The sequence below is a fragment of the Chloroflexota bacterium genome (assembly GCA_026713825.1).
Classification (GTDB): Bacteria; Chloroflexota; Dehalococcoidia; order Lucifugimonadales; family UBA1127; genus UBA1127.
This window is the reverse complement of record JAPONS010000008.1, coordinates 25,065-37,661: the sequence shown is the minus strand read 5'-3', so window position 1 is coordinate 37,661 and position 12,597 is coordinate 25,065. Positions and strand designations below refer to the sequence as shown.

Here is a 12,597-nt window from a genome sequence, read left to right as displayed (position 1 = left end):
GCAGGTTTGGGGCCGCGGGAGATGTTGCAGGGATGGCAAAAATTGCTTGTCAGGTTCCTTGACACAGGTAGGCGGCTATAGTAGTCTTGCAAACGGAAAAACTCCTTAAGGAAGGTACGCTCACCATGAGGGTAGTCGATACGAAGCACCTGAAGTCTTCCAGCGTCTGGCGGCGCAGTCTTTGGATCCCACTTCTCCTCCTGATGGGCCTCCTGTTGCTCCCGGCGTGCACGGGCGATCAGGGTCCGACGGGCCCGCAAGGGGTCGCGGGCCCGCAAGGGGCGACGGGCCCGCAGGGTCCGACGGGAGCGGCGGGGCAGGACGGAGCCCAGGGGCCGATTGGGTCGCCTGGACTTCGGGGTCCGGCAGGCCCGCAGGGGTCGCAGGGTCCGCAGGGGGCGGAGGGCGATCGCGGGCCGCAGGGCGCGACTGGCGCGGAGGGACCGCAAGGCCCGGTGGGTGAGCGCGGCCCGGAGGGCGGCCCGCCCGGGCCGGAGGGTCCCCAGGGTGAGCGCGGCCCGATAGGTCCCGAGGGCCCGATAGGTCCCGCAGGCCCGGAGGGTCCGAGAGGCCCGGCCGGCGGTCCGCCAGGCCCGATAGGACCGCAAGGCCCGACCGGCCCGCAGGGCCTGATTGGTGCTCCGGGTCCGCAGGGTCTGGTCGGCGCGCAGGGGATCCAGGGCCCCCAGGGGATCCAGGGCGAGCAGGGCGAGCAGGGCCCGCCCGGGCAGCGCGGCCCGCAGGGCGAGGTTGGCCCGCAGGGGCCGCAGGGCGAGACCGGGACGCAAGGCCCGACCGGCCCGCAGGGCATCAAGGGTGACGAGGGCGTCATGGGCCCGCCCGGAGCGATTGGCCCGCAGGGCCCGCAGGGCGAGCGCGGCCCGCAGGGTGAGGCCGGCGAACGCGGCGCTCCCGGCCTCACGGGCGCTGGGGGCCCGCACGGCCCGCAGGGCGTCCAGGGTGAACCCGGCATCAGCAACCTGACCCTTGTGAAGGTCAGCTCGGATTCCACGAGCGACGACAAGTCCGCCTCGGCGATGTGCGCGGACGCGGGCAGCGACCTGTTCGCGGTCGCGGGCGGCGCGAGCATCACGGGCGCAAGCGCAGGCGTGAGCCTGCCGGCGTCGGCGCGGACGGGCGTGCCCGGCGACAAGCCGCTGGGCTGGACGGCGAGCGCGGCAGAGACGTCGGAGCAGAGCGGCAGTTGGACGCTGGAGGTCTACGTCATCTGCGCGACCGTGGTGGGCTAGCCCGGAAGCGACACGCAAGACGAAGCATATGAGGGGGGCGGCGCAAGCCGCCCCCCTTTCTCGTTTGCAGACGGCCTGGAAGGCCCGCTGAGCCGCCTTGACACCGCGCGCCGGGCGATGCTACGTTGCTTTATCCGCTCAGATAGCAAAGTCGTGTGACAAGCATGCTGGAACGCCTATCCACAAGGCAGGAGACGATCCTGCGCATCATCCTCTCGCAGTATGTGGGGACCGCGGCGCCGGTGCCCTCTGAGGTGGTGACGCGGCACTCTGGGCTGGACGTGAGCCCGGCGACGGTGCGGCATGAGATGGCGGTGCTGGAGGAAGAGGGGTACATCAGCCGCCCGCACCACTCGGCCGGCGGCGTGCCGACGGACCGGGGGTACCGTTACTACGTCGAGGCGCTGGCGGGGACGCCGGAGTTGCCGGGCGGGATCAAGCGCAACCTTCGCACGCAGCTCGCGGGCGCGGGGCGCGACGTGGACGTGTGGGCGCGGCTGTCGGCGCGGCTGCTGGCGCAGCTGGCGAACAACATGGCGCTGGTGAGCATGCCGCGGACGGTGCAGACGCGCATCCGCAACCTGCAGCTCATCTACCTCGACGAGCTGCTGGTGATGCAGGTGCTGGTGCTGCAGGAGGCGCGGCTGCGGAAGGAGCTGGTGCCGCTGACGGAGCCGGTGTCGGAGGAGGAGCTGACGGCGCTGGCCAACCGGCTGAACCATCGCGTGCGGGGGCTCTCGTACGGGGACGTGCGCGGGCGGGAAATTGCGGACTCGGCGCTGGAGCGCGACGTGCTGGACACGACGCTCCGCATCCTGGAGGAAGAGGACAGCACGGCCTTCGCGGACTACATCGTCGAAGGGCTGCGGCACCTGGTGGAGCAGCCGGAGTTCAGCGGGGCGTCGCAGGTGCGCGACCTGATCGAGGTGCTGGAGAACCGGCGGTTGGCGCGCGCGGTGCTGACCGAGCGGCCCGGCGTGGGCGAGATGCGCATCGTCATAGGCGAGGAGAACCGGGAGGATGCGCTGAAGCCGATGAGCCTGGTCATCACGCGCTACGGCGTGGAGGGGCAGGTGTTCGGCACGGTGAGCATCGTTGGGCCCATGCGCATGCACTACGAGCGCGCGATCGCGGGGGTGCACTACGTGTCCTCGCTGATGAGCGGCATGCTGGAAGATGCGGGCATCGCGCCCTAGGAGCGGCATGGAACAGCAGAACCCAGAGCATGGGGCCACGGGCGGCGCACCGGAGGCCCCAAACCATTCTCCGGACGAGCAGCAGGCGCCAGCGGGCGAGTCGGCCGACGCGGCCGGGGGCGACGCAGATGAGCTGTCGGCGCGGGTGCAGGAGCTGGAGGAGCGTTCGCAGCGGTACTTGGCCAACTGGCAGCGCGCGCAAGCCGACCTGCAGAACTTCCGCAGGCAGGTGGAGCGCGACCAGGAGGAGATGGCGCAGTGGGCGTCCGCGGCGCTGATGCAGCAGACGCTGAGCGTGCTGGACGACCTGGAGCGGGCGTTCAACACCGTGCCGGCGAACCTGATATCGCTCACCTGGATCGAAGGCGTGTGGCTGATGTACAAGAAGCTGGAGGCGATGCTGGTGGCCCGCGGCCTCGAGGCGCTTGAGGTGCAGGCGGGCCAGACCTTTGACCCGAACCTGCACCAGGCGGTCACCGAGGTGGACGGCGTTGCGGGCGCCGTGGTGGAGGTCGTGCAGCGCGGGTACACGGTGGGCGGCAGGCTGCTGAGGCCGGCGCTTGTGACGGTGGGCAACGGGAGCGTGGTGGCGGAGGGAGGCGGCGAGGATGCAGGCGACACGGACTCCCCTCCGGCCCCAGAGGGGGACGGGGAGGGTGAGACCCCCGATCCGCAGACGGATTCCGCCAACTAGGTTTTCCCCCCTCCACCTGTCCTTCCGGCAAGTCCCCATTTCTTCTGGGCTTCCTATGTCGTCTATGAGGACCGGTCGCTCTTCTCCGCCATCCTTGTGGCGCGACGCTGGCCCCTTCCCCGCCCCACTGGATTCCCCCGCTTTCGCGGGGGCAGGCTCTTCCTGCGCAAGAATGACGCGAATGGGGGTGGAGTATCGGAGGTGGGCCGTGGCAGAGTTGCCCCACGCGGCGCCCCTCTGGATCCCGGCCTCCGCCGGGATGGAGGCTGGGTTGTGTGGGTCGGCGTGTGCTGGCGGGGGCGGAGGTAGTGGGGACGACGGGTAGTGGACAGCCGATAATTGTCCCTGTGCAGCTTTGCCTCGTGTTACAATGAAGCGGCGTGTTTGCGCCAGCCCTGGTATTTGAGAACAGGAAGCCGCACGAGCCTATGGCAACACAGAAGGACTACTACAATCTCCTAGGTGTGCCCCGGGACGCGACGGAGGAGCAGATCCGCCGTGCGTTCCGTGGGTTGGCCATGGAGTGGCATCCGGACAGGAACAAGGCAAAGGACGCCGCCGAGCGCTTCAAGGAGATCAACGAGGCGTACCAAGTGCTCATCGACCCGGAGAAGCGGCGGATGTACGACCGGTTCGGGCGGGCGGACGTGGACCCGAACAGCGGCTGGCCGGGGCGCGGTTTCGACGGGTTCGACTTTCCGGGCGGCGTGGGTGACATCTTTGACGCTTTCTTCGGCGGGTTCCGGGGCCAGGCCAACACGTCGGCCAAGGGCCGGGACCTGCAGTATTCGATGACCATCACGTTTGAGGAAGCGGCGCTGGGCGTGGAGCGCGAGGTGCAGATCACACGGCAGGAGATCTGCGGGACGTGTCACGGCGACCTGGCTGAGCCCGGGACGCAGAAGGAGCAGTGCGCCAACTGCGGCGGCTCCGGGCAGGTGCGCAGGACGCAGAGCAGCGTGTTTGGGCAGTTTATGCAGGTGGTGGCATGCTCTGCATGCCGGGGGCTGGGACAGACGATCCTGTCGCCGTGCACGGGCTGCAGAGGCACGGGCCGGGAGAAGTCGACGCGCAAGGTGATGGTGAACGTGCCCGCGGGCGTGGAGGACGGCATGCGCGTCCGGCTTGCGGGAGAAGGGGACGCGGGCGTCAACGGCGGGAGGCCGGGCGACGTCTTCGTGAGCCTGTCGGTGAAGCCCCACCTGTACTTTCGCCGCGATAAGGAGAACCTGGTCTTTGATCTTCCCCTGAACGTGGCGCATGCTGCCCTTGGAACGACAATAGAGGTCCCGATGCTGGAAGGCGAGCGGGAGACATTTGAGGTGCCCGCAGGGGTGCAGTCCGGGGCCATCCTTCGCAAGCGGGGCAAGGGCGTGCCCAACCTGCACAACGGCCGACCTGGCGATCTCATCGGCCTGGTGACGGTGATGACGCCGCAGAAGATGGGCCCACGCACGCGGGAGCTCTTCGAGGAACTGTCTGAGTCGCTGGACGAGGACGAAGAGGCCTACGCGTCCAACGGTGTGAAGTCGTGGTTCCGGAAGCTGAAGGACGTCCTCACCGGCGAGAGCACCTAGTCGCTGAATGGCGGTCCTTCTGACCCTGCAGAGTCACCGGATTCTCCCACAAGCCTTCCCCTATTTTCCGCAAGCTATCCGTATGGAGCGTGCCGCGTGGACTGGCTAGAGCTTTCCGTGGAAGCCTCTCCCGAGCTGGTGGAGCCGCTGGTGGAGCTGTTCCAGCGCTACGGGCGCCGGCAGGTTGTGGTGGAGGAGGCGGGCGGGGTCAACCCGGACGAGGGAGAGTCGCCGCCCGTTGGAGGGCCGGTCTTCGTGCGGACGTATTTTCCGCAGGACAGGCGCTCGGCCGACCGTGTCGCGCGCATTCAGGCGGGAGTGCAGCTCATGGGGCTGATCAAGCCGTTGTCGCCGTTGAAGGTGCGGACGGTGTCGCCCTTCGAGTGGGAAGAGGCGTGGAAGGCGCACTTCCAGCCCCTGCGCGTAGGGAAGCGGCTGGTGGTGCGCCCAACGTGGCATGAGCACGAGGCGTTGGAAGGCGACATTGTGCTGACGCTGGACCCAGGGCTGGCCTTCGGGACGGGGCACCACCCGACGACGCGCATGTGCCTGGAGCAGCTGGAGCGGCGGGTGGAGCCGGGGATGCGCATCCTGGACCTGGGCACGGGCAGCGGGCTGCTGGCGCAGGGTGCGCTGCTGCTGGGCGCCGAGTGGGCGCTGGCGCTGGACACGGAGGCGGACGCTGTCCGGTCGTCACGGCGGAACCTGAAGGCCGCGGGGCTGTCGCGCCGGGTGCGCATCGCACGGGGAACGTTGCCGCACCCGCAGGCGGTGGGGCTGGACCTGACCGTCGCGAACATCTCGGCGAAGGTGCTGGTGGAGCTTGCGGGGGCTCTGGCCGAGACGCTGAGGCCGGGCGGGACGCTCATCGCGTCCGGGGCGCTGGAGGAGCGGGGGGACGAGGTGCGGGAGGCGATCCTGGGCGCCGGGTTCGAGGAGCTGGAGACGCAGCAGACGGAGGACTGGCTGGCGCTGTGCTTTCGTCGCGGCTAGCTGAGCTCGGTGGGCCACTCCTGGCCGGGAGCGCGGTTGAGCAGGTATGACGTCGCCTCGCGCGGGCCAACGCCGTCGAAAAGGATGCGGGCCGTCATCTCTGTGATGGGCATCTCTATGCCGTGCCGCTGGGCGAGAAGAAGCGCAGCGGCGATGGTGTCCACGCCCTCCGCGACATGCACCATGCCTTCCAGCACTTCCGCCAACGGCACCCCTTCCCCCACCTGCTCGCCGACATAGCGGTTGCGGCTGAGGTTGCTAAAGCAGGTGGCGGCCATGTCACCGAGCCCGGAGAGGCCGGCGAGCGTCAGGGGCTTGGCGCCACAGGCCACGCCCAAGCGGGTGATCTCCGCCAACCCCCGTGTGACGAGGGCAGCCTTGGCGTTGGCGCCGTAGCCGAGGCCGTCGCTGATGCCCGCGGCTATGGCGATGGCGTTCTTGAGGGCGCCGCCAAGCTCCACTCCCACAACGTCATCGTTTGTGTAGACGCGGAAGGTGGGGGAGTTGTAGAGCTCCTGAACCCACTCGGCGACGGCGGGATCCTGGCAGGCGATGACGGTTGAGGAGGGCTTGTCCTCGACGACTTCCCGAGCGAAATTAGGGCCGGAGAGGACGGCGATGCGGCCCTCGGCGACATCCGGCAGCTCCTCTTGAATCACATGCGTCATAGGCAAGCCGGTGTCGTGTTCGAGGCCCTTGATGGCGCTCAGAAGTACGGTCTGGTCGTTGATATGGCCACGCAGGGCGGAGAGGTTCTCCCGCAGCCGCTGCGCCGGCATGCCGAGCACGACGAGGTCAGCCCCGTCCAGGGCGGCGCCGGCGTCGGCGGACGGGGACAGAGAGTCGGGGAAGAGCGCGCCGGGCAGCAGGCGATGATTCTCGCGATCGCGGGCGAGAATGCCGGCCTCGTCGCCGGAGCGGGCGAGGAGGGGGACGGGGGCGCCGCGGCGGGCGAGGAGGATGGCCAAGGTCGTACCCCAGCTCGTGGTGCCCACGACCGTCGCATGGGTCATTGCTACGCCTCCGGCTGCACTTGCGGCGGGGCCGCGGATTCGCCGAGACGGGCCTCGGTGCCGGAGAAGAGGCGGCGGATGTTGCCGTGGTGGCGGCCGATGATGATGGCCCAGCCGACGAAGCCGTGGAGGGCGTAGGCCCAGTGGAAGTCGCCGCGGAGCCAGAAGACGACGAGCGAGCCCGCTCCGATGGTGACGCCGATGACGCTGCCGAGGGAGATGTAGCGGGTCAGGCGCATGAGCACGAGGCCAAGGACCAATGCGGTCAATCCGCCCCATGGGAAGAGGACGAAGAGGCCGCCGACGCCCGTCGCGACGCCCTTGCCGCCGCTGAACTTGAGGTAGACGGACCAGCTATGGCCGGCGAGAGCGGCCAACGCGACACCCGCCTGCAGGCCGGCGCTCTGGGCATCGGTGAAGCCGGCGGCGTCGGCGATGGCGCGGGCGGCGAGGACGGGGACAGCGCCCTTGGCGACGTCGAGGAGGAGGGCCGGGACGGCGGCCCTGGCGCCGGCGGTGCGGAGGACGTTGCTGCTGCCGATGTTGCCGCTGCCGGTCTGCCGGACGTCGACGCCGCGGCTCCATCGGCCGATGAGCAGGCCCCACGGGACGGCGCCCAGCAGGTAGGATGCCGCGATGACGAGCACGAAGACGACTATCGCGTTCACTGCGACCGCCTCCTGGCGCCCTTGCGGATGTCGAGGCGGATGGGGACGCGGCGGATGGAGAAGGCGCTGCGGATGGTGTTCAGCAGGTAGCGGCGGTAGGAGAAGTGCACGATCTCCGGGTTGTTGACGTAGAGGGTGAAGCCGAGGGGGTGCACCTGGCTCTGCTCGCCGCGGTAGAGGCGGAGCTGACGGCGGCCCTGCGAGCGCGGGGGGTGCTTGGCCATGGCCTCGACGATGGTGGTGTTGAGCTCGGCGGCGCCGACCTCGGTGGCCTGCTCGCGGTAGAGCTCCTGCGCGGTGGTGAGGAGGCCGTCGAGGCCCTCGCCGGTGAGGGCGGAGACGAAGTGGATGGGCACGTAGGGGGCCCAGTGGAGCTTCTTGCGAATCTCCTGGATGACCTCCGTCTCGTGCTCGCGGGCGAGGTCCCACTTGTTCACGGCGACGAGCATGGCGTGGTAGGACTCGAGGACGTAGCCGGCGACGTGGACGTCCTGGGCCGTGGCGAGCTCCGTGGCGTCCATGACGAGGACGGCGACGTTGCAGCGCTCTATGGACTGGAGGGAGCGGAGGACGCTGAACTTCTCCGGGCCGGGAACGATGTGGCCGCGGCGGCGCATACCGGCGGTGTCGATGAGGAGGAGGGGGTTGCCGTCGTAGCTGACCCAGGCGTCGAGGGAGTCGCGGGTAGTGCCGGGGGCCTCGTCGACGATGGCGCGCTCCTCGCCGGTGATGGCGTTCATGATGCTGGACTTGCCGACGTTGGGGCGGCCGACGATGGCGAGGCGGAGGAAGCCCTCGTCGAGCTCAGCCTCGGCGCCGGGGGGCAGTTCGTCCTCGACGGCGTCGAGGAGGTCGGCCATGCCCTCGCCCTTGATGGCGCTGATGGCGATGGGGTCGTTGAGGCCGAGGGCGTAGAACTCGGCGACGTTGAAGCGGCGGCGGGTGCCCTCGCTCTTGTTGACGGCGGTGACGATGGGGACGTTGAGGCGGCGGAGGGAGTCGGCGATCTCCGTGTCGGCGGGCTGGAGGCCGTCGACGGCGTCGGTCAGGAAGACGATGACGTCGGCGTCCTCGAGGGCGGCGCGGACCTGGCGGGAGACCTTGGAGCCGATGGGGCCGCCCGCGCCGAGGTCGATGCCGCCGGTGTCGACGAGGAAGAAGTTGCGGTTGGGGCCCTCCATGGGAGTGATGACGCGATCGCGGGTGGTGCCGGCCTCATCTGCGACGACGGCGCGGCGCTGGCCGGTCAGGCGGTTGAAGAGGGTGGACTTGCCGACGTTTGGGCGGCCGACGATGGCGACCACGGGCATTACGCCCGCGTCCTGGCCGATATTCGCTTCCTCTGGCGATGCCGCCCTAGCCAAGAAGGGCCTCCAACAGGGCCTGCTGCGCGTGCAGGCGGTTCTCCGCCTGGTCGAACACGACGGACTGGGGGCCGTCCAAGAAGCCGTGGGGGACCTCCTCGCCGTAGTGGGCGGGCAGGTCGTGCATGAAGACGGCGTCCGGGGCGGCGAGAGCCATGAGCTCAGGGTTGACCTGGTAGCCGAGGAAGACCTCCTTGCGGACGGCGGCCTCGTCCTCCTGGCCCATGCTGGCCCATACGTCGGTGTAGACGACGTTTGCGCCCGCGACGGCCTCGCGGGGGTCACGGAGGAAGGTGGCGCTGCCACCGTTGGCGGCGGCGAGGGCCTCGATGGCGCGCTCATCGTCGGGCGAGAGGCCGTAGCCCTCGGGGGAAGCGATGCGGTAGTGCATGCCGACAGCGGCGCAGCCGAGACCGAGGCTGCGGGCGACGTTGTTGCCATCGCCGATGTAGGCGAGGGTCGTGCCGGGCAACGAGCCGCGCTGCTCGAGGACCGTTGTCAGGTCCGCGAGGGTCTGGCAGGGGTGCTCGTCGTCGGAGAGGGCGTTGATGACGGGGACGGTGGCGTAGTGGGCGAGCTCCGCAAGCATCGCGTGAGAGTAGCAGCGGTAGACGATGCAATCGACGTAGCGGGAGAGGACCTGGGCGACGTCGCTGACGGCCTCGCGGCCGCCGATGCCGACCTCGGCCGGGCTGAGGTAGAGGCAGTTGCCGCCGAGGTTGGCCGTGCCGACCTCGAAGCTGACGCGGGTGCGGAGGGACGGCTTTTCGAAGAGGAGGGCGACCGTCTTGCCCTGCAGGGGTCTTGCCGCGTCGGGGGTGCGCTTGATGTCGCGGGCGCGCTCCACGAGGGCGCAGATCTCGGCCGGCGACAGGTCGGCCACGGAAAGCAGGTGTTTCGATTGCAGGGTCAAGCTTGACATAGCTATGACAGTATAGCACGGGGATTGGTGTGCGCCATGTTGGATGCCGGTGCGGGGTGGCGGGGGTGGGGAGTGGGTTGGAGGAGGGGACGCCCCGCGTCGCCGCACCTGGATACCGGCCTCCGCCGGTATGGAGGCGAATTGGGAGGGGGAAGGCGAGGGTTGTCTTTGGTGAGGGTGCCCTGCCTTTCCGCCCCTCTGGATTCCTGCCTGCGCAGGAGTGACGGTGAGGTGGGAGGGTTTGGCGGATGTGGTTGGACGCGGGGATTCTGGATTCCCGCCCCCGTATCGGGGTACGGGGCAAGCTTCGCGGGAATGACGGTAGCGGGTGGGCGAGGGAGACGGAAGGGGACGGGCGCGGAGGGGGATGGGTATGTCGGGGTTCCTGCCTTCGCAGGAACGACAGGTAGGGTGGGGCAGGAGTGAATGGGGGTGCTGGGAGTAAGGTGAGAGAGCTCCCCCATCCCGTATCGAGTGCGGGGCAGGCTCTAACCTTCCCCCCCCCCGAGGGGGAAGGGATCTCTTTGCTGCGCAATTGGTTGGATAAATCAGAGGTGAAAGAATTACGGTTGGCGATTGGGATTGTCAGCGGTCTTGCCATTCTGGGTCGTTGGGGGGGTAGGCGCCGGGGCCTATCAGGGGGACGAAGCGGCAGCCGCCGAAGTCGCGGGTGGTGTGGCCGGCCTCGGTGCGGGTCAGAAGGAGGAGGCGCTGCTCCTTGCGGGGGCCGACGGGGACGAGGAGGCGGCCGCGCGGGGTGAGCTGGTCGAGGAGGGCGAGCGGGGGGGTCGGGGCGGCGGCGGAGACCATGATGGCGTCGAAGGGGGCCTCGTCGGGGCAGCCGAGGGCGTCGCCGGACTGGCGGACGCTGACGCAGTCGTCGTAGCCGAGTGACTGCAGGAGGGCGGCGGTGCGGTGGGCGAGCTCGGGTACGCGCTCGACGGAGACGACGCGGGCGGCGAGCTGTGCGAGGACGACGGCCTGGTAGCCGCTGCCGGCGCCTACCTCCAGGACGCGCTCCCACGGCTGGGGGTCGAGGGCCTGGGTCATGATGGCGACCATGGTGGGCTGGGAGATGGTCTGGCCGTGGCCGATGTACAGGGGGCCGTCGCGGTAGGCGAGTTTCTTGTGCTCCGGGGGGACCATGTCCTCGCGAGGAGTGCGGGCGATGGCGTCGACGACGCGGGCGGAGTAGCGGCCGCCGAGGCGCTTCAGCAGGCGCTCGCGGTCCTGCCGCATGCTGCGGCCGGGGAGCTTCAGCGGTGTCCTCCACCAGAATGGGCCTTGCACCGAGGCCTCCCACACCCCGGGCCGGGTCGGCGCCGGTCAGTCGTTGGCCCGCTGGGGTGATGAGGGCATTGTACTACCGGAGGCTATACCCCTCGTGCGGGCAATGGCGCCGCGTATGGCGTCCGCATATAATCCGAGCCATCCAAGGACTACAGGAGCGCGTCCTATGTCGTACGACACGCTGTCCGGCATTCTCATGAGCGTGGGGTGGAGCTCCGGGTTGGCCGCCGGGGTGGAGTTCTCCGGCGGGACGGACCCGGCCCTGCCGACGCCGTTCCGCATCGGGGAGACATCGGCGGCGGCGGTGGGCGCGGTGGGGCTGGCGGCGTCGGCGTTGTGGGAGCTGCGGACGGGGCGGCGGCAGGGTGTGGGAGTGGACGCGCGGCATGCGACGGCGTCGTTGCGGAGCAGCCGGTACATGCTGCTGGACGGGGCGCGGGTGCCGGGCGAGCGGGCGCCGGCGTCCGGCGTATTCCCGACGGCGGACGGGCGGTGGAGCTACCTGCACTGCAACTTCGTCAACCACCGCGAGGCGGCGCTGGGCGTGCTGGGGGTCGAGGAGGACCGGGACGCGATAAAGCGGGCCGTCGCGACGTGGAAGGGGCTGGAGTTGGAGGAGGCGATCATCGCGGCGAAGGGCGCGGGCGGCATGGTGCGGTCGATGGCGGAGTGGGCCGAGCACCCGCAGTCGGCGGCGGTGGCGACGCTGCCGCTGATCGAGATCGACAAGATAGGGGACAGCCCGCCGGAGCCGCTGCCGGAGGGATCGCGGCCGCTATCGGGCATTCGGGCGTTGGACCTGACGCGGGTGCTGGCGGGGCCGAGCTGCGCGCAGACGCTGGCGGAGCAGGGGGCGGACGTGCTTCGGATCACGGGCGCGCACCTGCCAAGCCATCCGGGGCAGGAGATGGACACGGGGCACGGCAAGCTGTCGGCGCACCTTGACCTGCGGGAGGCTCGGGACAGGGAGACGCTGCAGGGGTTGGTGCGCGAGGCGGACGTGTTCTCGCAGGGGTACCGGCCGGGGACGCTGGCGGAGCGAGGGCTCTCTCCGGAGGAGCTGACGGCGATTCGACCGGGGCTGGTGTACGTGTCGCTGTCGGCGTTTGGGCGCGTGGGGCCGTGGGCAGGGCGGCGGGGGTTCGACACGGTGATACAGACGGTGAGCGGCATCACGGACCGGCAGGGGGAGCTGTTCCCGGGCGCGGAGCCGGGGCCGCAGTTCTACCCGGTGTCGGCGATCGACTACCTGACGGGGTACCTGATGGCGTTCGGGACGATGGTGGCGCTGCACCGGCGCGCGACGGAGGGCGGGAGCTGGCTGGTACGGGCGTCGCTGGCGCAGACGGGGCGGTGGCTGGTGAACCGCGGGCAGGTGGCGGAGTCGGAGCTGGCGGGCGTTGCCGAGGATTTTTCAGACGACGAGATTGCGCGGTGGTCGACGGAGAGCGAGACGCCGCAGGGTCGGCTGCGGCACCTGGCGCCCGTCGTGCAGATGTCGGAGACGGCGGCGCGGTGGGAGCGGCCGACTGTGCCGCTTGGGCACCACGCGGCGTTGTGGCCGGCGCGGGGGGTGTAGGGGGTGCGCCGCGGCGCAAGACTCCCCCATCCCAACCTTCCCCCAAAGGGG

11 protein-coding genes are annotated in these 12,597 nt (G+C 69.8%); 6 read left to right on the top strand and 5 right to left on the bottom strand.

Annotated elements, in window-relative coordinates:
* Positions 1-125 precede the first annotated feature (125 nt).
* From OXC99_00665 to prmA, 5 genes are all read left to right on the top strand, one after another.
* Positions 126-1,250, top strand: coding sequence for a hypothetical protein (locus OXC99_00665; GenBank protein MCY4623511.1), 1,125 nt, complete (start codon positions 126-128; stop codon positions 1,248-1,250).
* A gap of 164 nt (positions 1,251-1,414) precedes the next feature.
* Positions 1,415-2,446: a heat-inducible transcriptional repressor HrcA gene (hrcA, locus tag OXC99_00660; GenBank protein MCY4623510.1), complete on the top strand. Its 1,032-nt coding sequence runs from the start codon at positions 1,415-1,417 to the stop codon at positions 2,444-2,446.
* Positions 2,447-2,453: 7 nt separating this feature from the next.
* A complete protein-coding gene (locus tag OXC99_00655; protein MCY4623509.1) occupies positions 2,454-3,140 on the top strand; it encodes a nucleotide exchange factor GrpE in 687 nt (228 codons plus the stop codon).
* Positions 3,141-3,568: 428 nt separating this feature from the next.
* Positions 3,569-4,717: a molecular chaperone DnaJ gene (gene dnaJ / locus OXC99_00650; protein ID MCY4623508.1), complete on the top strand. Its 1,149-nt coding sequence runs from the start codon at positions 3,569-3,571 to the stop codon at positions 4,715-4,717.
* A gap of 96 nt (positions 4,718-4,813) precedes the next feature.
* Positions 4,814-5,710 carry a 50S ribosomal protein L11 methyltransferase gene (prmA, locus tag OXC99_00645; GenBank protein MCY4623507.1) on the top strand — a complete coding sequence of 299 codons (897 nt, stop codon included), beginning with the start codon at positions 4,814-4,816 and terminating at the stop codon, positions 5,708-5,710.
* On the opposite strand, the gene OXC99_00640 is transcribed toward prmA, so the two are convergent.
* From OXC99_00640 to OXC99_00620, 5 genes are all read right to left on the bottom strand, one after another.
* Positions 5,707-6,723: an NAD(P)-dependent glycerol-3-phosphate dehydrogenase gene (locus tag OXC99_00640; protein MCY4623506.1), complete on the bottom strand. Its 1,017-nt coding sequence runs from the start codon at positions 6,721-6,723 to the stop codon at positions 5,707-5,709. The two genes, prmA and OXC99_00640, sit on opposite strands and share 4 nt — an antisense overlap.
* A 2-nt stretch (positions 6,724-6,725) precedes the next feature.
* Positions 6,726-7,391, bottom strand: coding sequence for a glycerol-3-phosphate 1-O-acyltransferase PlsY (gene plsY, locus OXC99_00635; GenBank protein MCY4623505.1), 666 nt, complete (start codon positions 7,389-7,391; stop codon positions 6,726-6,728).
* Positions 7,388-8,755, bottom strand: a complete 1,368-nt coding sequence (gene der / locus OXC99_00630; protein ID MCY4623504.1) for a ribosome biogenesis GTPase Der — start codon at positions 8,753-8,755, stop codon at positions 7,388-7,390. Before der ends, plsY begins: the two co-directional genes overlap by 4 nt.
* Positions 8,748-9,677, bottom strand: coding sequence for an ornithine carbamoyltransferase (gene argF, locus OXC99_00625; GenBank protein ID MCY4623503.1), 930 nt, complete (start codon positions 9,675-9,677; stop codon positions 8,748-8,750). Before argF ends, der begins: the two co-directional genes overlap by 8 nt.
* 585 nt (positions 9,678-10,262) lie before the next feature.
* Positions 10,263-10,967: a protein-L-isoaspartate(D-aspartate) O-methyltransferase gene (locus OXC99_00620; protein ID MCY4623502.1), complete on the bottom strand. Its 705-nt coding sequence runs from the start codon at positions 10,965-10,967 to the stop codon at positions 10,263-10,265.
* Between the two features lie 166 nt (positions 10,968-11,133).
* Here OXC99_00620 and OXC99_00615 point away from each other — a divergent pair, with 166 nt between their 5' ends.
* Positions 11,134-12,546, top strand: coding sequence for a CoA transferase (locus tag OXC99_00615; protein ID MCY4623501.1), 1,413 nt, complete (start codon positions 11,134-11,136; stop codon positions 12,544-12,546).
* The last annotated feature ends 51 nt before the right edge of the window (positions 12,547-12,597 follow it).

What these genes read in the sequence shown, in the direction of transcription:
- OXC99_00615 (MCY4623501.1), top strand. Translation starts at nt 11,134, where the DNA reads ATGTCGTACGACACGCTGTCCGGCATTCTCATGAGCGTGGGGTGGAGC.
- dnaJ (MCY4623508.1), top strand. Translation starts at nt 3,569, where the DNA reads ATGGCAACACAGAAGGACTACTACAATCTCCTAGGTGTGCCCCGGGAC.
- OXC99_00665 (MCY4623511.1), top strand. Translation starts at nt 126, where the DNA reads ATGAGGGTAGTCGATACGAAGCACCTGAAGTCTTCCAGCGTCTGGCGG.
- argF (MCY4623503.1), bottom strand. Translation starts at nt 9,677, where the DNA reads ATGTCAAGCTTGACCCTGCAATCGAAACACCTGCTTTCCGTGGCCGAC.
- OXC99_00640 (MCY4623506.1), bottom strand. Translation starts at nt 6,723, where the DNA reads ATGACCCATGCGACGGTCGTGGGCACCACGAGCTGGGGTACGACCTTG.
- OXC99_00655 (MCY4623509.1), top strand. Translation starts at nt 2,454, where the DNA reads ATGGAACAGCAGAACCCAGAGCATGGGGCCACGGGCGGCGCACCGGAG.
- hrcA (MCY4623510.1), top strand. Translation starts at nt 1,415, where the DNA reads ATGCTGGAACGCCTATCCACAAGGCAGGAGACGATCCTGCGCATCATC.